This window comes from Pseudarthrobacter cellobiosi (assembly GCF_023913815.1).
GTDB classification, from domain to species: Bacteria; Actinomycetota; Actinomycetes; order Actinomycetales; family Micrococcaceae; genus Arthrobacter; species Arthrobacter cellobiosi.
In genome coordinates this window covers 132,423-152,482 of the sequence record NZ_JAMXBK010000020.1, presented here as the reverse complement: position 1 = coordinate 152,482, position 20,060 = coordinate 132,423, and the positions used below count along the sequence as shown (strand labels likewise).

18 protein-coding genes are annotated in these 20,060 nt (G+C 63.8%); 14 read left to right on the top strand and 4 right to left on the bottom strand.

Annotation, left to right across the window (positions count from 1 at the left end; genetic code table 11):
• Positions 1-242: 242 nt before the first annotated feature.
• The 5 genes from NG701_RS06415 (at position 243) to NG701_RS06395 (ending at position 5,759) form a co-directional block, all read left to right on the top strand.
• Positions 243-1,328: a PhoH family protein gene (locus NG701_RS06415; protein ID WP_252565458.1), complete on the top strand. Its 1,086-nt coding sequence runs from the start codon at positions 243-245 to the stop codon at positions 1,326-1,328.
• The gene (gene ybeY / locus NG701_RS06410) at positions 1,325-1,798 is read left to right on the top strand and encodes an rRNA maturation RNase YbeY (RefSeq protein ID WP_252565456.1); all 474 of its coding nucleotides are present in this window, start codon (positions 1,325-1,327) and stop codon (positions 1,796-1,798) included. Before NG701_RS06415 ends, ybeY begins: the two co-directional genes overlap by 4 nt.
• Positions 1,795-3,126, top strand: a complete 1,332-nt coding sequence (locus NG701_RS06405; RefSeq protein WP_252565454.1) for a hemolysin family protein — start codon at positions 1,795-1,797, stop codon at positions 3,124-3,126. The genes ybeY and NG701_RS06405 overlap by 4 nt, the downstream gene beginning before the upstream one ends.
• Positions 3,110-4,084, top strand: a complete 975-nt coding sequence (era, locus tag NG701_RS06400; RefSeq protein ID WP_252565452.1) for a GTPase Era — start codon at positions 3,110-3,112, stop codon at positions 4,082-4,084. The genes NG701_RS06405 and era overlap by 17 nt, the downstream gene beginning before the upstream one ends.
• Positions 4,085-4,184: 100 nt before the next feature.
• A complete protein-coding gene (locus NG701_RS06395; protein WP_252565450.1) occupies positions 4,185-5,759 on the top strand; it encodes an LCP family protein in 1,575 nt (524 codons plus the stop codon).
• Positions 5,760-5,860: 101 nt separating this feature from the next.
• Here the strand turns inward: NG701_RS06395 and NG701_RS06390 are convergent, their stop codons facing one another.
• Positions 5,861-7,813, bottom strand: a complete 1,953-nt coding sequence (locus NG701_RS06390) for a M13 family metallopeptidase (protein ID WP_252565448.1) — start codon at positions 7,811-7,813, stop codon at positions 5,861-5,863.
• A 254-nt stretch (positions 7,814-8,067) separates the two neighbouring features.
• Between NG701_RS06390 and leuA the strand changes: the two genes are divergently transcribed.
• The 3 genes from leuA to NG701_RS06375 all read left to right on the top strand — a co-directional run bounded on the left by leuA (position 8,068) and on the right by NG701_RS06375 (position 11,478).
• A complete protein-coding gene (gene leuA / locus NG701_RS06385) occupies positions 8,068-9,807 on the top strand; it encodes a 2-isopropylmalate synthase (protein ID WP_252565446.1) in 1,740 nt (579 codons plus the stop codon).
• Between the two features lie 84 nt (positions 9,808-9,891).
• Positions 9,892-10,644 carry a DNA repair protein RecO gene (recO, locus tag NG701_RS06380; protein ID WP_252565444.1) on the top strand — a complete coding sequence of 251 codons (753 nt, stop codon included), beginning with the start codon at positions 9,892-9,894 and terminating at the stop codon, positions 10,642-10,644.
• Between the two features lie 3 nt (positions 10,645-10,647).
• Positions 10,648-11,478 (top strand): isoprenyl transferase, encoded by an 831-nt coding sequence (locus NG701_RS06375; protein WP_252565442.1) that lies wholly within the window; start codon positions 10,648-10,650, stop codon positions 11,476-11,478.
• Here NG701_RS06375 and NG701_RS06370 read toward each other — a convergent pair.
• A complete protein-coding gene (locus tag NG701_RS06370) occupies positions 11,433-12,443 on the bottom strand; it encodes an alpha/beta hydrolase (protein WP_252565440.1) in 1,011 nt (336 codons plus the stop codon). The genes NG701_RS06375 and NG701_RS06370 overlap by 46 nt on opposite strands.
• Before the next feature lie 75 nt (positions 12,444-12,518).
• On the opposite strand from NG701_RS06370, the gene NG701_RS06365 reads away from it, so the two are divergent.
• Positions 12,519-13,592 carry a quinone-dependent dihydroorotate dehydrogenase gene (locus NG701_RS06365; RefSeq protein WP_252565437.1) on the top strand — a complete coding sequence of 358 codons (1,074 nt, stop codon included), beginning with the start codon at positions 12,519-12,521 and terminating at the stop codon, positions 13,590-13,592.
• An 83-nt stretch (positions 13,593-13,675) separates the two neighbouring features.
• On the opposite strand, the gene NG701_RS06360 is transcribed toward NG701_RS06365, so the two are convergent.
• The gene (locus NG701_RS06360) at positions 13,676-14,278 is read right to left on the bottom strand and encodes a DUF3043 domain-containing protein (RefSeq protein WP_252565435.1); all 603 of its coding nucleotides are present in this window, start codon (positions 14,276-14,278) and stop codon (positions 13,676-13,678) included.
• A gap of 54 nt (positions 14,279-14,332) precedes the next feature.
• Here NG701_RS06360 and NG701_RS06355 point away from each other — a divergent pair, with 54 nt between their 5' ends.
• From NG701_RS06355 to NG701_RS06335, 5 genes are all read left to right on the top strand, one after another.
• Positions 14,333-15,778, top strand: coding sequence for a dipeptidase (locus tag NG701_RS06355; protein WP_252565434.1), 1,446 nt, complete (start codon positions 14,333-14,335; stop codon positions 15,776-15,778).
• Between the two features lie 185 nt (positions 15,779-15,963).
• Positions 15,964-16,353: a HesB/IscA family protein gene (locus NG701_RS06350; RefSeq protein WP_056340087.1), complete on the top strand. Its 390-nt coding sequence runs from the start codon at positions 15,964-15,966 to the stop codon at positions 16,351-16,353.
• Between the two features lie 187 nt (positions 16,354-16,540).
• Positions 16,541-17,413 (top strand): aa3-type cytochrome oxidase subunit II, encoded by an 873-nt coding sequence (ctaC, locus tag NG701_RS06345; protein WP_252565432.1) that lies wholly within the window; start codon positions 16,541-16,543, stop codon positions 17,411-17,413.
• A gap of 10 nt (positions 17,414-17,423) precedes the next feature.
• Entirely contained in the window at positions 17,424-19,151 is a 1,728-nt protein-coding gene (gene ctaD / locus NG701_RS06340; RefSeq protein WP_252565430.1) for an aa3-type cytochrome oxidase subunit I, read from the top strand.
• Complete coding sequence (locus tag NG701_RS06335; RefSeq protein ID WP_058932436.1) at positions 19,148-19,549, top strand: cytochrome c oxidase subunit 4; 402 nt, start codon at positions 19,148-19,150, stop codon at positions 19,547-19,549. Before ctaD ends, NG701_RS06335 begins: the two co-directional genes overlap by 4 nt.
• Positions 19,550-19,677: 128 nt before the next feature.
• On the opposite strand, the gene NG701_RS06330 is transcribed toward NG701_RS06335, so the two are convergent.
• Positions 19,678-19,971, bottom strand: a complete 294-nt coding sequence (locus tag NG701_RS06330) for an HPr family phosphocarrier protein (RefSeq protein ID WP_252565428.1) — start codon at positions 19,969-19,971, stop codon at positions 19,678-19,680.
• Positions 19,972-20,060 lie beyond the last annotated feature (89 nt).

The following is a 20,060-nucleotide window of genomic DNA, read 5'->3' as shown; positions in this document are numbered from 1 at the left end:
CCAACTGCAACGGGAACGATATGAGCCCGATATGAAGTTGATACCTAATGACGCCAACCGTCCCGCAGCAAGCCGGTGACGGGCACCCTCGCCGGAGACCGCCGGACGCTGCCGGGAGGTGCCTCCTGGCGTAAGATGGAAGGACTCCGCTGGCTCCTGCGTGCCCGGCAACAGCCCCCACGCAGTAGCCGGCGCACTTAAATTTCGAACTGGAGGAGACCACGGGCCTGCGGGCCAGCACCATGACTGAATCAGCGAACGGAAAGCGCCGGCTCAATACTGACCGCGCCGCCGGAGAATTCCCCCATTCACTTCCCGGTGTCCGGACGGAGGTGGTTCTCTTTGACAACTCCGATCAGATGGTCCAATCGCTCGGCAGCCATGACGAGGCCCTGCGATACATCGAAGAGCAGTTCCCGTCCGTTAACTTCCACGTCCGCGGAAACGAACTGTCCATCAGCGGCCCTGCCAACGAAGTTCCCCGCATCATGCGGCTGCTGCATGAAGTGCGCGGCCTCGTGGCCCGCGGCACAGTCATCAGCCCTGCGGTGTTGCACCAGCTCGTCGCGTTGCTCCGCAGCCAGTCATTGCAGAACCCTGTGGACGTCCTCACCCATGACATCCTCTCCAGCCGGGGGAAGACCATCCGGCCCAAGACCCTGAACCAGAAGAACTACGTGGACGCGATTGATGCGAACACGGTGATCTTCGGGATTGGCCCTGCAGGCACGGGTAAGACGTACCTCGCGATGGCCAAGGCCGTCCAGGCGCTGCAGCAGAAAGAAGTCAGCCGCATTATCCTGACCCGGCCCGCAGTCGAGGCCGGCGAACGTCTGGGGTTCCTGCCGGGCACCCTGAGCGACAAGATCGATCCCTACCTGCGACCGCTGTACGACGCGCTGCACGACATGATGGACCCCGAGTCAATCCCGCGCCTGATGGCCGCCGGGACCATCGAAGTGGCGCCGCTGGCTTACATGCGTGGCCGCACGCTCAACGACGCGTTCATCATCCTGGACGAAGCGCAGAACACCACACCCGAACAGATGAAGATGTTCCTCACGCGTTTGGGCTTTGGGTCAAAAATGGTGGTCACCGGAGACGTCACCCAGGTGGACCTGCCCTTCGGCACCCGCTCGGGGCTGCGGATCGTGGAGGAGATCCTACAGGGAATCGAGGACGTGAACTTCACCATCCTGGACTCCACAGACGTAGTCCGCCACCGGCTTGTGGGCGACATCGTGCGTGCCTACAGTCTCTGGGACGATGTCCAGCGGAACAAAGTAAAACACTCGGTAAGCCGGGAAAAGCGGGGGGAAAACGCGTGAGCATTGAGGTAAACAACGAATCCGGCATCCAGGTTGAAGAAGCGGAGCTCGTGGCGCTGTCCCGGTATGTTTTCGAGCAGCTTTACATCCACCCGCAGGCTGAACTCTCCATTCTCCTGGTGGATGAACCTGCCATGGAAAAGCTCCACATCGAGCTTATGGACGAGCCCGGATCCACCGACGTGCTCTCGGTCCCCATGGACGAACTGACCCCCGGCACGCCGGACCGGCCCACTCCCCAAGGGATGCTGGGTGACATCGCCGTCTGCCCCCAGGTGGCGCAGGTGCAGGCCGTCAACGCCGGGCACTCCCTGCAGGATGAGATGCTGCTGCTGACCACACATGGGATCCTCCACCTGCTCGGCTATGACCACGCAGAGCCCGAGGAAAAGGAAGAAATGTTCGGCCTCCAGCGCCAGCTGCTTTCCGGCTTCACCGGCAAAGAAGCACCTGCCGAGACCACGCAGTGACGCCCCTGCTCCTTGTCGGCATGGCCCTGGCGTTCCTCGGTACCGCAGCACTCTTGACCGCAGCCGAGGCCGCGTTCACGTTCCTTTCCCGGCATGACGCCGAAGACGCCCTGCTGAAAAGCCGCGGAAACGCCATGAAGCGCATCCTGGCCCAGCCGGTGGCACACATCCGGGCCTTGCGGTTCTGGCGGGTCTGGTTCGAGATGGCTTCAGCCGTAGCGGTGGCCGTCCTGCTCCACAGCCTGCTGGACAACGTCTGGCTGGCCGGGCTGGCCGCCACCGGGATTATGGCCCTGCTCGGCTTCGTCATCGTCGGCGTTTCCCCGCGGCAGCTCGGCAGGCTGCATTCGGCCGCAGTCGTCCGCTCCACAGCACCGCTGATCAGGTACCTGACGTGGGTCCTCGGACCCATCCCGGGGTGGCTCGTGGCGCTGGGCAGTGCCGCCGCTCCCGGCGCTCCGGCGGGTGATGACGCGTTCTTCAGCGAACAGGAATTCCGCGAACTTGTGGACCGCGCATCCGAATCGGACATGATCGAAGACACCGAAGCTGAAATGATCCAATCAGTCTTTGACTTCGGCGACACCCTGGTGCGCGCCGTGATGGTGCCCCGGACGGATATCCTCAGCATCGACGCCGGCTCCAGCCTCAGGCGGGCCATGTCAATGTTCCTGCGGTCGGGCTATTCGCGGATCCCCGTGATCCGCGACAACACGGACCAGATCCTCGGAATCGTCTACCTCAAGGACGTTGCGGCGACGCTCCATGAGCTCGGGCCCGACGACGAACAGCCCCCGGTCGAAGCTCTGGCCCGCGAGGTCCGGTACGTCCCGGAGTCCAAGCCGGTGAGCGATCTGCTGCGGGAACTGCAGAAGGAGTCAACACACGTTGCCATCGTGATCGACGAATACGGCGGCACGGCCGGCCTTGTCACCCTCGAGGACCTCATCGAGGAAATTGTCGGCGAAATCGTGGACGAGTATGACACCGAAAGCGCCGAGGCCGTGGCCCTGGGCGGCGGTTCCTACCGGGTGAGCGCCCGGATGAGCATCGACGACCTCGGCGAACTGTTCGACATAGAGCTCGACGACGACGAGGTTGACACTGTGGGCGGGCTGCTGGCCAAGGCCTTGGGCCGCGTTCCCATTGTGGGCAGCCGCGTGGTGGTGGGCGGCATCTCGCTGCTCGCCGAACGGCTCGAGGGCCGCCGCAACCGCGTCAGCCACATCATTGCCTCAGCAGTACCAAAAGCAGACACTGACCTTGAAGACCTCCTCGACGAGGCGAAAGCAACCCAGCAGGGAGTTCCACGTGAGCAAGAAAAGTAATCGTCCGGCCAACCCGGATTCGGCCGCAGAAGACTTCGGCGGCTACAGGGCAGGCTTTGCGGTCCTCGTGGGGCGGCCTAACGCAGGAAAATCAACCCTGACGAACGCACTGGTGGGCCAGAAGGTGGCGATCACCTCCGCAAAGCCGCAGACCACGCGCCACACCATCCGGGGGATCGTGCACCGCGATGACGCCCAGCTGATCCTGGTGGATACCCCGGGCCTGCACCGCCCCCGCACGCTGCTGGGAAAGCGGCTGAACGAACTCGTCGCCGACACCCTCGCCGAGGTCGACGCGATCGGCTTCTGCCTGCCCGCCAACGAGAAAATCGGCCCGGGCGACAAGTACATCGCCGCCCAGCTCGCCGCCATCGGCAACAAGCCGGTCATCGCGATCGTCACCAAGGCGGACACAGTGGAGCGGCAGGCGCTCACCGAGCAGTTGCTCGCCGTCGCAGCACTGGGCCGGGATGTCATCGGCGAGGACGGCTGGAAGGACATCGTCCCGGTCTCCGCCACCGACGGCTTCCAGGTGGACACCCTCGCAGACGTCCTGATCAGCCACATGCCGGCGTCGCCGCCCCTTTATCCGGACGGTCACCTGACGGACGAGCCCGAAGCCGTGATGATCGCCGAGCTCATCCGGGAAGCTGCCCTCGAAGGCGTCCGCGACGAACTGCCCCACTCCCTGGCCGTCGTCGTCGATGAGATTGTTCCGCGTGAGGGCCGGCCCGAAGACAGGCCCTTCCTCGACGTCCGGGTTAATCTCTATGTGGAACGTTCGTCCCAGAAGGCCATCATCATCGGCAAGGGCGGTGCACGGCTCCGGGAAGTCGGCACCAACGCACGCAAGGGGATCGAGGCGCTGCTCGGTGCCCGCATCTACCTTGACCTGCATGTGAAGGTGGCCAAGGACTGGCAGCGCGACCCGAAGCAGCTGGTCAAGCTCGGCTTCTGACGCTGCCCCTTTCGCTTTACCCGGCCGGTCGTCGGGAAGTTCCCAGACTGGGCAACTAAAATAGGCCGGATTCAATTTTTTCGAGGAAGGTACACCACACATGGGGCGAGGCCGCGACAATCGCGAGTACGGAGCTGACGCGTCAGCCGGGACCGGTCCGGTGTCCCGCCACGCTGATGCCACCGCCGTCGGCGTTGCCCGGCATCTCGGATCCCGGAGCCGGATGCCGGCCTGGCTGAAGGTGACCACTGCGGTGGTCACCATCCTGGTTGTCGGCGGTCTTGGCTTCGCAGGCTACTGGTATTTGCGGTTTCAGTCGAACATCACCACGGCACCGCTGAACGCCGGTGGCGCGGCGAACCCATCGGACGACAAATCGGGCCGGATGCAGATCCTGATCCTTGGCTCTGATACCAGGGACGGCGCAAACGCGGAGTACGGCGCTGTGGAGGACTCAATAGGTTACGGCAAATCCGACGTCATGATGCTGATGGACGTATCGGCGGACAACAAGCGCGTCAGCGTCATCAGCTTCCCCCGGGACCTGCTGGTCGATATTCCGGAGTGCACCGACCAGAAGACCAAGCGGACGTATCCTGCCCGCAGCGGTGTCATGATCAACGAGGCCATGAATGAAGCCGGCATCGGCTGCGCCGTAGACACTGTCAACAAGCTGACTGGCATGGAGATCGATCACTTCATGATGGCGGACTTCACCGCAGTGAAGGAACTCTCCAACACGGTGGGCGGCGTTGACGTGTGCATCAGTGACGCGGTCTATGATCCTGACTCCCGGCTGCGCCTGCCGAAGGGCACGTCCGCCGTTCAGGGCGAAATGGCTCTTGCCTTCCTGCGGACCCGTCATGCCTTTGCTGACGGTGGAGACCTGGGCCGGATCAGGGCACAGCAGGGATTCCTGTCCTCCCTCACGCGTAAGATCAAGGACGACGGCACACTGTCTGACCCCTCTAAGATGCTGACCATTGCCGATGTTGTGACCAAGAACCTCACGGTGGATGAGGGGCTGGCCTCCGTGCCGTCGCTCGTGAGTATCGGTAGCCGGCTCAAGGACATCGATATCAGCAAGGTGGCGTTTGTGGCCGTGCCCACCACGCCGGCAGTCACGGACATCAACCGCCTGCAGATTGCCGAGCCCGCAGGGTCCCAGCTCTTTGCGGCCCTCCGCGAGGACGTGGACCTCACGGATCCGACAGCACCCACCACGCCGTCCCCGGCGCCGACGGAAACAACAGCCACCCCAACAGAAACAGCCCCGGCGGTGCCGCGGTATGACAAGGCGCTGCAACCAGTCACCGTGGCCAACGGCAGCGGCGTCCCGGGACGCGCCCAGGAAATCGTGCAGGCGTTGATCACCGGTGGCTTCACCCAATCCGGGCCGTTTGAAGCCTCGGCGGTGGCGCAGAGCGTTGTCTACTACGGTACGGAATTCGCCGACGTCGCAACTGACGTGGCTGCGCTGCTGGGGATTTCGGCCGCGCAGGTCCAGCTGGCACCTCGCGTCGCGGGAGTCCAGGTCTACCTTGGAACTGACTTCACCACCGGGGCATCCTACGGAGCCGGTGCGGGTGCCGCCCTGCCCGAGGACATCGTCAACCAGACGGCCGGCGATACCGTGTGCCAGCAGGCCAACCCTGTGCTGATCGTCCAGGACTGACAGCCGCACCACAGAAGACAGCACCACAGAAGACAGCACCTCAGTCGACACACAAGAGGCGGGGCCAGACGGCCCCGCCTCTTGTGTGTCCTGGAGGGTGACTACCAGATGCTGACGCGAGCGTCCTGCGGCATCCACATGCCATCCTGGTCGGTCACGCCAAAGGCCTGGTGGAAGGCGTCCAGGTTCTTGGCGATGGCGTTGGTCCTGAATTCGTTGGGGGAGTGGGGATCCGTGGCGAGCCTCCTGATGGCCTCTTCGGACCGGATCACCTGCCGCCAGCCGGCTGCCCAGGACGCGAAGAACCGCTGCTGCCCCGTCAGTCCGTCCAGAACTTCCGGTTCCTTGCCGTCAAGGCTGAGCAGGTAAGCCTTGTAGGCGATGGTCAGGCCACCAAGGTCGCCGATGTTCTCCCCGAGCGTCAGCTTGCCGTTGACATTGTGCCCCGGCGCCGCATACGGGGACAACTCGTCGTACTGTGCCACCAGCTTGGCTGTGAGTTTCTCAAAGGCCGTCCGGTCATCCTCGGTCCACCAGTTCCGCAGCGCGCCGCCGCCGTCGAACTGCGACCCCTGGTCATCAAAACCGTGGCCGATCTCGTGGCCAATCACCGCTCCGATGCCACCGTAGTTAACGGCGTCGTCGGCGTCGGCTGTGAAGAACGGTGGCTGCAGGATAGCGGCCGGGAAGACGATCTCGTTCAGCATCGGATGGTAGTACGCGTTGACCGTCTGCGGTGTCATAAGCCACTTGTTGAGGTCCACCGGTTTGCCCACCTCATCCAGGTGGCGGTCGACGTCAGCATTGTGGGCCCGCTCAACGTTCCCCAGAAGGTCCAGCGGGTCGATTTCCACAGCGGAGTAATCGATCCACTTGTCGGGGTAGCCGATCTTGGCGCGGAAGGCCTCCAGTTTCCGCAGCGCCTCGGCCTTTGTTTCCTCACCCATCCAGGCAAGGCTGGTGATGGACTGCCTGTATGCCTCGATCAGGTTGGCCACCAGGGTCTGCATGCGGGCTTTGTGGGTTTCGGGGAAGTGCTTCGAGACGTAAATCTGCCCAACGGCCTCACCGAGTGCAGCTTCGACGACGGCGACGGCCCGCTTCCAGCGGTCCTTGTTCCGGGGCGTGCCGCTGATGGTTGTTCCGTAGAAGGCAAAATTGGCATCCACGAACTCGGAGGACAGGTACGGCGCGGCGCCGTTGACGACCCGCAGGGCCAGCCACTCCTGCCACACGGAGAGCGGCTCGGACTCCAGCAGGCCGGCGGCCCCACTGAAGAAGTCCGGTGTGCTTACTACGATCTCGTTGCGCTTGTCGGCGTCGATCCCGGCAGCTTCGAACCAGGTGTTAAGGAGCGGGAACAGGGTGGCCGCTTCCTCAGCGGACTTGAGGTTATAGGTCTTCCGCGGGTCGCGCAGGGTGACGTTGTCCCAGTGGTGGGATGCGAGGCTGGTTTCGAGGGCAACGACGCGTGCGGCCGCAGGCTCCGGATCGGCCACTCCGGCCAGGGTGAACATGGTCCTGACATGCTCGCCATAGGCCTTGACCATGGGGGCGAACTTCTCTTCCCGGTAGTAGGACTCGTCCGGCAGTCCCAGGCCACCCTGGCCGGTGTAGAGCAGGATGCGGTCCGGGTTGCCAGCGTCCGGAGCCGGGTAGATGTAGAAGAGCCCGGACACGTCTGACCGGAACAGCCGCCCGGCCAGGGCCACGAGATCAGCAACCGTGGTAGTGGCAAAAACCTCGGCAAGCCGCCCGCGGATGGGCTCCATGCCTTTGGCCTCCACAGTGGCTTCGTCCATGAAGCTGTTGTAGAGCTCGCCCACCTTACGTTCTATCCCGCTGGCGGCTTCACCCTTGGCGGCTGCTTCCTCGATGATGTCCCGGACCGCGATCTCCGCTCCGTCGCGCAGCGCGGTGAAGGTTCCCTCGAGTGGCCGGTCATCCGGAATTTCGGTGGCCTTGAGCCAGGACCCGTTCACGTGCTGGTACAGGTCATCCTGCGGCCTGACGGTGTGGTCAATGTTGGACAGATCGATCCCCGAGATGGGCACAGATGCTCCTTCGTGTGACGTGCCGCGGCCGGCGCTGGCACCGGCGCGGCGTCTGCATGTTGGACGATAAGGACGGTGGTGCCCTCTCATCTTACGCACGCGTGCTACCCTCAAATGGTGCGCGCAGAGCTCCTTCTTCTTAGCTGCCGCGGCGAGGCCTCAGACGCGATTTAGCGCAAGGCCCACCCTCGTCGCGGAGTTTGTGTTGCCCGGCCACCTTTCAGATAAGAACCATAGAAAAGGCCCCGATAGTAATGCGAAACGCACAGAAGCCCTCTGGAATGCCAGCCCACCGCTACCGTCCTTTCCAGGATCAGATCACCGTTGAACTGCCTGACCGCACGTGGCCGGACAAGGTCACCACCAAAGCCCCGCGCTGGTGCGCTGTGGACCTGCGTGACGGCAACCAGGCGCTGATCGACCCGATGAGCCCGGCCCGCAAGATGAAGATGTTCGATCTGCTGGTCCGCATGGGTTACAAGGAAATTGAAGTCGGCTTCCCTTCTGCTTCGCAGACCGATTTCGACTTCGTCCGCCAGCTCATCGTCGGCAACCACATCCCGGACGACGTCACCATCCAGGTCCTCACCCAGGCCCGCGAGCACCTGATCGAGCGGACGTACGAGTCCCTGGTCGGCGCCAAGCAGGCGATTGTCCACCTGTACAACTCAACGTCCGTCCTGCAGCGCCGCGTGGTGTTCAACCAGGACCAGGACGGCATTCTGGACATCGCGCTCCAGGGCGCCCGGCTGTGCAAGAAGTACGAGGAAACCCTCGTTGACACGCACATCACCTATGAATACTCGCCGGAGTCGTTCACCGGAACCGAACTGGACTACGCCGTCCGGGTCTGCAACGCCATCGCCGACGTGTTCGAAGCATCCGCCGACAGCCAGGTCATCATCAACCTGCCCGCCACCGTGGAAATGGCCACTCCGAACGTGTACGCCGATTCCATTGAGTGGATGAGCCGGTACCTGCACCCGCGTGAAGGCATCATCCTGTCCCTGCACCCGCACAATGACCGGGGCACCGGCGTGGCCGCCGCCGAGCTGGGGTACCTGGCCGGCGCGGACCGGATTGAGGGCTGCCTGTTCGGCAACGGCGAGCGGACCGGCAACGTGGACCTCGTCACCCTGGGCCTGAACATGTTCGTCCAGGGCATCGATCCCATGATCGACTTCTCCGACATCGATGAGATCCGGCGCACCGTGGAGTACTGCAACCAGCTCCCCGTCGCCGAGCGTTCCCCCTACGGCGGCGACCTCGTCTTCACCGCTTTCTCCGGCTCGCACCAGGACGCCATCAAGAAGGGCTTCGAGGCGCTGGAGAAAGATGCTGCCGCCGCCGGCAAGGACGTCGCGGACTTCACCTGGCAGGTCCCGTACCTGCCCGTTGACCCCAAGGACCTGGGCCGCAGCTACGAGGCCGTCATCCGCGTCAACTCGCAGTCCGGCAAGGGTGGCGTGGCCTACCTGCTCAAGAACGAACACAGCCTTGACCTGCCCCGCCGTGCCCAGATGGAATTCTCCGGCGTGATCCAGAAGAAGACCGATACCGTGGGCGGCGAGGTCAGCGGCGCCCAGTTGTGGCAGCACTTCCAGGACGAGTACCTGCCCTCCAGCGAAACGGACGGCCAGTGGGGCCGTTACTCGCTCGGTTCCGTCAGCACCGAAACCGATGACGACGGCGGGATGTCCCTGCACGCCTCGCTCACCGTTGACGGTGTCCAGGCCCGTCGCACGGGCACCGGAAACGGGCCCATCGCCGCGCTCTTGAGCATCCTGCGCGAGGACGGCGTGGATGTCCGGGTGCTGGACTACAGCGAGCATGCCCTTTCGGAAGGCGGCAGCGCGATGGCCGCAGCCTACGTCGAGTGTGCCGTAGGGGAGCGCGTCCTGTGGGGCGTCGGTATTGATGCCAACACCAGCATGTCCTCGCTCAAGGCCGTCATTTCCGCAGTCAACCGTGCCATCCGGGATTCCCGCGCCTGATTCGGAACATGTTGCGCGCCGGGATTCCCGGCGCGCAACGCACCGGCATTGCCGGCTTTCCGGAACTCAGTGCGAAGATTAACCGTGGTCCAACAATCCTTTGCTGCCCGGTCCTACCGGGATGACGCCGTGGTGCTCCGTACCCACAAGCTCGGCGAGGCGGACCGCATCATCACCCTGCTGACCAAGCACCACGGCCAGATCCGCGCCGTCGCCAAGGGAGTGCGGCGGACCAGCAGCAAGTTTGGAGCGCGGCTGGAGCCGTTTATGGTTGCAGACCTGCAGTTGGTCTCAGGAAAGACACTTGACATCGTCACCCAGGCTGTTGCCAAGGGCGCCTACGGCAGCAACATCGCCGCAGACTATGGCCGCTACACCGTTGCCGCTGCCATGACCGAAACTGCGGAAAAACTGACCGACGTCGACGGCGAAGCCGGCACCGCCCAGTACAACCTGCTGGTGGGCGCGCTGGCCTCGCTGAGCCGGGCCGAACACGCGCCCGGACTGATCCTCGATTCATATCTCCTGAGGGCCCTCGCCACCGGCGGCTGGGCGCCGAGTTTTACCAACTGCGCCCGCTGCGGCCGGCCCGGCCCCCATACGGCGTTTTCGGCTCCGCTTGGCGGCATGGTCTGCGCTGACTGCAGGCCACCCGGTTCGCCTGCGCCGGCGGCGGAGACCGTCGTTCTTCTGGGCGCCCTGCTGACCGGGGACTGGACGACGGCGGATGGCTCGGACGTGCCGCACCGACGGGAAGCCGCGGGGCTGGTGGCCGTATACCTGCAATGGCACCTTGAACGTGTCCTGAAATCCCTCAAACATGTGGAGCGTGGCTGACTAGTGGCCTTGGGAAAAAAGAAGAGTCCTTCGCGGCAGCGGAGCGCCCCCGTGGTGGCACCGTATCCGCACCCGTCCGGCGCGGTTGCCCCGGCGATCCCCGCAGAATTCGTCCCCCGCCATGTCGCTATTGTGATGGACGGCAACGGCCGTTGGGCCAACCAGCGGGGCTTGCCGCGGATCGAGGGTCACAAAGCCGGCGAGCCCGCCCTGCTGGATGTGGTGGCGGGCGCAATCGAACTGGGCATCGAATATGTGAGCGTCTATGCGTTTTCCACCGAAAACTGGCGCCGCTCACCCGAAGAAGTCCGTTTCCTGATGGGTTTTAACAAGGATGTGCTACGAAGGCAGCGCAATCAGCTGGACGACTGGGGTGTTCGCGTGCGGTGGTCCGGCCGGCGTCCCAGGCTGTGGGGCTCGGTGATCCGCGAACTGGAAGAGGCTGAGGAATTTACCGCGGGCAACAGCACCTGCACGTTGAACATGTGTGTTAATTACGGCGGCCGGGCGGAAATCACGGACGCCGTATCGGCTATCGCCGCCGAGGTTGCCGCAGGCCGGCTCAAGCCCGGTGCCATCACGGAGAAAACCATCCAGAAGTTCCTGGACGAACCAGACCTGCCGGACGTGGACCTGTTCCTGCGGAGCTCGGGGGAGCAGCGGCTCTCCAACTTCCTACTCTGGCAGTCGGCGTACGCTGAGTTCGTCTTTATGGACACGCTGTGGCCCGACGTCGACCGGCGGACCCTGTGGGACGCCGTCGAAATCTACGCCCAGCGGGACCGGCGCTACGGCGGCGCCGTCGACGCCGCGCCGGGTTCGGCCGTACCGTAACCCCGGAGCCAGCGGGCGAGCCGCGCATAGGCGTCTGCCCGCACTTTGGCAGGGGAGAGGAAGACGTCGTGGAGCGCGCCGTCGATCCGTTCCACCGTGACGCTGCGCCCCAGTGTCAGGGCGCGGAGGGCGATGATGTTGACGTCCAGTACCGCGTCGGTGCGCCGCATTTCCTCGGACCAGAACGGCCCGGTGGCGCTTCCACGGGACAGCAGCACCAGGATGGGTATGTCAATGTCCAGGCCACGGGCCACCTTGGTGTGGCCGGCCAGGATGGCGCTGAGCCAGCCCGCGCGGAGCGGAAATGCCATGGGCGGACGGAACCTGTCGTCAAGCGGCCACTCGCCGTCGGCTGAACTGCTGATGGTCCGCCAATAAAACCCCCGCTCCGGCAGCCGCAGGACAGCCTCCGGCCGGAACCGCGCCACGGGTCCCACCATCGTGGACGCAGCACGGCGCACCAGCGAGCTGCCGTGCATCTCCAGCCAGGGACTATTCAATACCAGCTGGGCGGCTGCTCCGGGGTGGTTGCTGACCCAGAGGGCGGCCACCAGGCCGCCGGTGGAGTGGCCCATCAGCGTGAGGGAGGCCTTGGCTTCCAGTTCCGGCGTGTGCGTGTCGGCCCGGATGATGGCGATGGCCGCTTCGATCTCGGCGTCATAGTCCGCCAGGTCCGCCACGTAGCCGCCCGGCGTTTCCGGGCGCAGGCTGCGGCCGTGGTTGTGCATGTCCAGGGCGTAGAACTCGTAGCCCCGGCCCGTCCAGAACCGGGCGAGGTCCACATTGAAGAAGTAGTCGCTCCAACCATGGAGGAACAGTACGGTCCGTCGCCGGCCGGTGGCCGCCAGTTCGTCCGCCGGACGGAAGCGCACCAGCGTGGCGGTGCGCTTCACGCCGTCGTCGCCCGCGGCCTCGAATGTGCAGGCTTCGAAGCCAGCACCGAGGATATCTGGCTGCCACCTCATGGCTTTATGCTAGCCGGGGTCGCGTGTATGGCGGCCCGGTTTGGTCTGGACCGTCCGAGACGGAAAACTAGAGCCATGCGCGTATATCCGAAATTCTTCAGGCTGGCCTTTTCGTGGATGGACGCGGAACGCGCCCACAAGATCGGATTCAAGGGAATCAAGCTTGCCCATGCTTCCGGCGCAGGACGGCTGCTGCACCGGTTCACAGCGCCCGCGGCCTCACTGCAGACTTCTGCCTTTGGGCTGACCTTCCCGTCCCCGTTTGGTCTCGCAGCCGGGTTCGACAAGGAGGGATTCGGCATCGAGGCCCTCACCGAACTTGGCTTTGGCCATGTCGAAGTAGGAACCATCACCGGGCAGGCGCAGCCGGGCAATGAGAAGCCGCGCCTTTTCAGGCTGATCGAGGACCGGGCTGTGATTAACCGGATGGGGTTCAACAACGATGGCGCGGCCGCCGTCGAACCGCGCCTCAAAGCGGCACGCGCGGCCCTGCAGCGCCGGCACCCCAGCGTGCGCCCCGTGATCGGGGTGAACATCGGCAAGAGCAAAGTGGTGGAACTCGACGACGCCGTGGCCGATTACCTGATCAGCGCAAGGAGCCTGGCGCCGGCCGCGGACTACCTGGTGGTCAATGTCAGCTCACCCAACACGCCCGGGTTGCGCCTTCTCCAGGATGTCCAGACACTCCGCCCGCTGCTGACCGCGGTAGGGGACGAGGCGGACAAGGCGGCAGGCCGGCACGTCCCGCTGCTGGTCAAGATCGCACCGGACCTCAGCGACGAGGACATCGACGACGTCGCCAAGCTGGCCCTGGACCTCAAGCTGGACGGCATTATCGCCACGAATACCACTATCGGGCGTGAGGGGCTGGCGTCGCCGGCTGCGAAAGTGGACGAATGCGGTGGCGGGGGCCTGTCCGGGGCACCACTGAAGCAGCGTTCCTTGGAAGTCCTTCGCCGGCTCAAGGAGGCCACCGGGGGCGCGATCACGCTGGTGGCCGTCGGCGGCGTCGAGACGGCGAAAGACGTCCAGGACCGTCTGGATGCCGGTGCCACGCTGGTCCAGGGCTACACTGCCTTCCTGTACGAGGGGCCGTTCTGGGCGTCCCGGATCAACCGCGACCTGGCGAAAGCCCGACGCAACAGCTGATTACGCAACAAAACCCCGGCAGTCTGCCGGGGTTTTGCTGGCTTAGAAGGACTGCGCTGCCGGCGTTTGGTCCGGCGTGCGTATCAGGACGGGTATTGCCCGCGCTTCACAAGCGGCTTGGGTAGGCGCAGTTTGCGGAACTGCAGGGACCGCATGGAGCCGTACCAGACCGTGCCACGCTCAACCTCGCCGAACTTCTCGGTCAGCTTCTTGCGGAGCTGCCGGGACAGAATGAACACATCCACAAAGACGGCCAGGAACATCACCCAGAAACCGCCCAGGACATAAACCATCTGCCCGCTGGAAGCCGGAACGATCAGGGAAATGATGACAAATACCAGGGCGCCGAACATCAGGTATTCGCCCAGGCTGAAGCGCGCATCCACGTAGTCGCGGGCATAACGCTTCTGCGGACCCTTGTCGCGCAGGGGCAGGAACTTCTCATCACCTGTATCGAGCGCCTGGCGCATTTTGGTCCGCTGGTCCTGGATGGCCTGGCGCTCAGCGGCCTTGGACGCCTTGCGGTCCTCCGGCACCAGGGGCCGTTTGCGGGCGGCCTCCTGGGCTTTGCGCTTGGGCGTGGGCGCACCCTTGCCCAACGCGGCATCCTGCCGGGCTGCCGCTTCAGCGGCCTGCTGGTCTATTGATTGCTGCGCCGTTGGCGCTTCCTTTTTACGTCCGAACACGTGAACAGAATACCTTGCGGCCCAAGGAGATTCGGCGCGGGTATTGTGTTCGCCATGACTCCCACTCCAGCAGCCAACCCGTCCGACGCCAACACCCCCGGCTCCGGTCACCCTGCACCGGCCATCGACGCGGACGGACTCAGGCTCTCCGTCGCAGGTTCCTTCGATAGCACCCTCGACCGGCTCAAGGAACTTGTGGCCATTCCCGGCATCGCCTGGCCGAGTTTCGATCCTGCCCCCTTGGAAGCCAGCGCGCAGGCCGTTGCGGAACTGTTGCGCACCGCCGGAGTCGAGGATGTCCAGGTCCTGCGCAGTAACAAGGACGACGGCACCCCCGGCGGCCCAGCCGTCGTCGCACGCCGGCAGGCAGCCGAAGGAAAGCCGACCATCCTGCTGTACGCCCACCACGACGTCCAGCCGCCCGGGGACCCGGCGCTGTGGGAAACCGAGCCTTTCGCCGCCGTCGAACGGGATGGCAGGCTGTACGGCCGTGGGGCTGCTGACGACAAGGCGGGGATCATGGCCCATGTTGCCGCCTATGCTGCAGCGACCGAAGTTCTGGGCACGCAATTCGGCCTTGGTGTGACGTTCTTTTTCGAAGGCGAAGAGGAAGCTGGTTCTCCCACCTTCCGTTCGTTCCTGGAAACGCACCGGGAACTGCTGCGGGCAGATGTGATCGTGGTGGCCGACTCCAGCAACTGGAAGGTGGGCATTCCCGCCCTGACCACCAGCCTGCGCGGCCTTGTGGACGGAACCATCGAAGTTCAGGTGCTGGAGCATGCTGTCCACTCGGGCATGTTCGGTGGACCCGTGCTGGACGCACCAACCCTGCTGTCCCGTTTGATTGCCACCCTGCACGACGCCGACGGCAACGTGGCCGTCGACGGCCTGGTCTCGAATGACAACGTCGGAGTGGAGCTCACCGAAGCGGAGTACCGTGCTGATTCCTCCGTTCTCGACGGCGTCCGGCTCGCCGGCACGGGAAGCATCGCCGCACGGCTGTGGACTAAGCCCGCGCTGTCCATCATCGGCTTCGATGCTCCCGCCGTGGACGTGGCCTCGAACACGCTCCTGCCGCGGGCGCGTGCCAAGTTCAGCCTGCGGCTCGCACCGGGCCAGGATCCGGCGGCAGCGATGGAAGCCGTTCAACGCCACGTCCAGGCCAACGCGCCCTTTGGGGCGAGGGTGGTGTTCACTCCCGGGGAAAGCGGAAAGTCGTTCCTCGCTGATACATCCTCCAAGGCGGCGAAGTTCGCCATGTGGGCGCTGGGGGAGGCCTGGGGCGTTCCGGCGGTGGAGATGGGGATCGGCGGGTCGATTCCGTTTATTGCGGACCTGATGGACGTTTATCCGGACGTCCAGATCCTCGTGACCGGTGTTGAGGATCCCGATTCCCGGGCCCACAGTGCCAACGAGTCCCTTCACATTGGTGATTTCAAGAACGCCGTGGTGGCCGAGGCGCTGCTGCTCGCCCGGCTGAACGCAGAAGGCCTGGCCTGAATCCCCATGCCCCTCTGACACCGGCATTCCTCCACCGTTGGGAACAATCAGCGGACAGGCTTGGTTACGTCAGGAGTTAGAGCTACAGGGCTGACCGAAGTAGCATGTAGCTATAGCCCGTACCGTATCCGTAGGGGCAGGCACCGCTGACGCGGGGCCGCCAGGACCGTCCTAAGGTAGGCCAAATGAGCACCGCAACCAACGAGAACATCACCGAGACCACCAGCGCTGCCAGCGATGAACTGGCCGCACACGAGGTCAAACTGACCGACGTCGCAGCCGGTAAGGTGCGCAGCCTCCTGGAGCAGGAAGGCCGGACCGATCTCCGCCTCCGCGTTGCCGTCCAGCCCGGCGGCTGCTCCGGCCTCATCTACCAGCTGTACTTCGACGAGCGCCTCCTCGATGGAGATGCCGTCCGCGACTATGACGGCGTCGAAGTAGTTGTGGACAAGATGAGCGTGCCGTACCTCAGCGGAGCCAGCATCGACTTCGAGGACACCATCTCCAAGCAGGGCTTCACCATCGACAACCCCAACGCCGGTGGCTCCTGCGCCTGTGGTGATTCGTTCCACTGACCCGGTTCTTTCGCCCGATGCCGGCGCCTGCTCTCCGTCCGCCAAAAACGGCACGGAGGCACGGCGCCGACATGTGGGCGAAACGCCCGGCAGAGCGGTAAGCTCTACACCGAGTAGTAAAACTTTTAGTGTGCCCGGACGGCCCCTTGGGTGGCCGGGCAACAGCAACAAGTAGGAAGGGCCGTCTGTGAGTTCGCAGAACCGAACCGGCAGCCGACGCAAAACGATCACTACGATCTCAGGCTTGGCAGTTGCCGGCGCGTTGGTTTTGACTGGATGTTCGCCAGAGGTAGAGAAGGGGTGGCTGCCCACCGAGCGTGGCACCACCAATCACACTGACCGGATCATGGACCTCTGGGTCAACTCATGGATTGCAGCCCTCGTTGTGGGCATCATCACGTGGGGTTTGATCGTTTGGTGCCTTGTCGCCTACCGCCGCCGCAAGGGCACCACGGGTTTCCCGCGGCAGACCAGCTTTAATCTCCCGCTGGAGGTCTTCTACCTGACCATCCCGCTGTTCATGGTCCTGGTGTTCTTCTACTTCACCGACCGCGACCAGCAGGCCATCGATGACCGCTCCAAGCCGGCCGACGTCGTTGTTGACGTCCGCGGCAAGCAGTGGGCCTGGGACTTCAACTATAAGTCCGGCGACGTCGTTACCGAGGACGTCCACGAAGCAGGAGTCCAGGCACACCTGACGGGCAACACCATCAATAAGGAAGCGCTTCCGACGCTCTACCTGCCGGTTGGAAAGTCAGTTGACCTCGAACTGAACTCCCGCGATGTCATCCACTCTTTCTGGGTTCCGGCCTTCCTGCAGAAGCGCGACATGATCCCCGGCAAGACCAACTACATCAGGTTCACCCCCACTAAAGAGGGAACCTACGACGGCAAGTGCGCCGAGCTCTGTGGTGAGTACCACTCCGAAATGCTGTTCCGCGTCAAGGTTGTCTCTGAAGCCGAATTCCAGGCTCACATGGACAAGCTCAAGGCAGATGGCAACACGGGACTTCGCGGCGAAGAGTATGACCGCAACCCGAACCTGAACGAAATTAAGTAAGGGGAGCGACGTGGCTACTTATACCCAGACCGCACCTACCGGAACCCTTGAGGCTCCCGTAGTTCCTAAGTCCAAGGGACGCATCGTCGTCAACTGGATCACCTCCACCGACCACAAGACCATCGGGTACATGTACCTGATCGCGTCGTTTGTGTTCTTCTGCCTCGGTGGCGTCATGGCTCTGCTCATCAGGGCTGAACTGTTCGAACCAGGCATGCAGATCCTGCAGACCAAAGAGCAGTACAACCAGCTCTTCACGATGCACGGCACCGTCATGCTGCTGATGTTCGCGACGCCTCTGTTTGCCGGTTTCACCAACGTCATCATGCCGCTGCAGATCGGCGCTCCCGACGTCGCGTTCCCGCGGCTGAACGCACTGGCCTTCTGGTTCTTCCTCTTCGGCTCCACTATCGCGGTGTCCGGCTTCATCACCCCGCAGGGTGCGGCGTCGTTCGGCTGGTTCGCTTACGCGCCGCTGTCCAACACCACGTTCAGCCCCGGCATCGGCGGTGACCTGTGGGTCTTCGGACTGGCGCTGTCAGGCTTCGGCACCATCCTTGGTGCGGTCAACTTCATCACCACCATCATCTGCATGCGCGCTCCGGGCATGACCATGTGGCGGATGCCCATCTTCACCTGGAACGCCCTGGTGACGTCCATCCTCGTGCTGATGGCCTTCCCGCCGCTGGCTGCCGCACTGTTCGCGCTCGGTGCCGACCGCCGCTTCGGTGCCCACATCTTTGATCCGGAGAATGGCGGCGCGGTTCTGTGGCAGCACCTGTTCTGGTTCTTCGGCCACCCCGAGGTGTACATCATCGCGCTGCCGTTCTTCGGCATTGTGTCGGAGATCTTCCCGGTCTTCAGCCGTAAACCGATCTTCGGCTACAAGGGCCTGGTCTACGCGACCATCGCCATTGCAGCACTGTCCGTAACCGTGTGGGCGCACCACATGTACGTGACCGGTTCGGTGCTGCTGCCGTTCTTCGCCTTCATGACCATGCTGATCGCAGTGCCTACCGGCGTGAAGTTCTTCAACTGGATCGGCACGATGTGGCGGGGGTCCCTGACGTTCGAGACTCCGATGCTGTGGAGCCTCGGCTTCCTCATCACGTTCCTGTTCGGTGGCCTGACCGGGATCATCCTGGCTTCGCCGCCGCTGGACTTCCACGTGTCTGACTCCTACTTTGTGGTGGCGCACTTCCACTACGTGGTGTTCGGCACGGTGGTGTTCGCGATGTTCGCAGGCTTCTACTTCTGGTGGCCAAAATTCACCGGCAAAATGCTCAACGAGCGCCTCGGAAAGATCCACTTCTGGCTGCTGTTCCTCGGCTTCCACGGCACCTTCCTCATCCAGCACTGGCTGGGCGTTGAAGGCATGCCCCGCCGTTACGCCGATTACCTGGTGGAGGACAACTTCACCTGGATGAACCAGTTCTCCACCATCTCCTCGTTTGTGCTCGGTGCATCCCTGATTCCGTTCTTCTGGAACGTCTACATCACTTGGCGCAGCTCAGAGCGCGTTGAGGTGGACGATCCCTGGGGCTTCGGCGCCTCGCTTGAGTGGGCTACCTCCTGCCCGCCGCCGCGGCACAACTTCACCTCGCTGCCCCGGATCCGTTCAGAGCGTCCCGCCTTGGACCTCCACCACCCTGAGCTCTCGCAGGTACATACCGTTGAATCGCCTGCAGCCGCAGCAGCGGTGCTCGGTAACGCCGACCAGAAGGACACCGCCAAGTGAAAATCGAATCATGGATATTTGGAGCCGGAGTCTTCTTCTTCGTACCGGTTTCCCTGGTCTACGGTTTCCTGACCAACTGGCATGAGTGGGTCGGAACCCTCGGGATCCTCCTGGTGGGCGGACTCTCCGGAATGATCGGCGGCTACCTTGGCTTCACCGGCAAGCGCATCGGGATGCGTCCCGAGGACCGCAACGATGCCGAGATCCACGAGGGCGCCGGCGAACAGGGGCACTTCAGCCCCTGGAGCTGGTGGCCGCTGGTTCTGGGCCTCGCCTGTGCGGGCGGATTCCTGGGCCTCGCAGTGGGTTGGTGGATCCTGTTCATCGCAGCCGGCCTCGCAGTCGTAGCCCTCGTGGGTTGGGTCTTCGAGTACAGCCGTGGGGACCACGCCCACTAGAAGCCACTGAGCTTCAGCAAAGAATTGCACATTACGACGTCGGGCCCCACCAGAAGGTGGGGCCCGACGTCGTTCTTGTCCGTTCGATTTCGCACGGGGAGTTGTGGGGCAATGCCCTCTGGGAGGGGCTAGCTGGCTCCCTGTGACTCCAGGAGCTTTGCCAGCATCCGCAGGGCCGCCTCGGCGTCGCTGTGGCTGACAGGGCCGTTGAGGGCGCCCTCGGGGACTGAAAGCTCTACTTCGCAGCCGAAGGGGAAATCGGCGGTCATGACTTCCAGCAGGGAGCGGGCGTCGACACCCTGGATGCCGGCCTTGCGGATGCTGACTGGAAGTCCCGTTGCGGTCACTGCCCTGACGAACATCGCGGCGGGACGGGCATGCAAGCCGACTGACGCTGACACAACGGCCTTATGCACTGGCAAGGGGTCTCCCATTTCCTGACGGCCCCCAAAGCCGTGATCGCTAAATTTCCTGTCCAATATATCCGGCCGGATGGCTGCGCGACCAAACG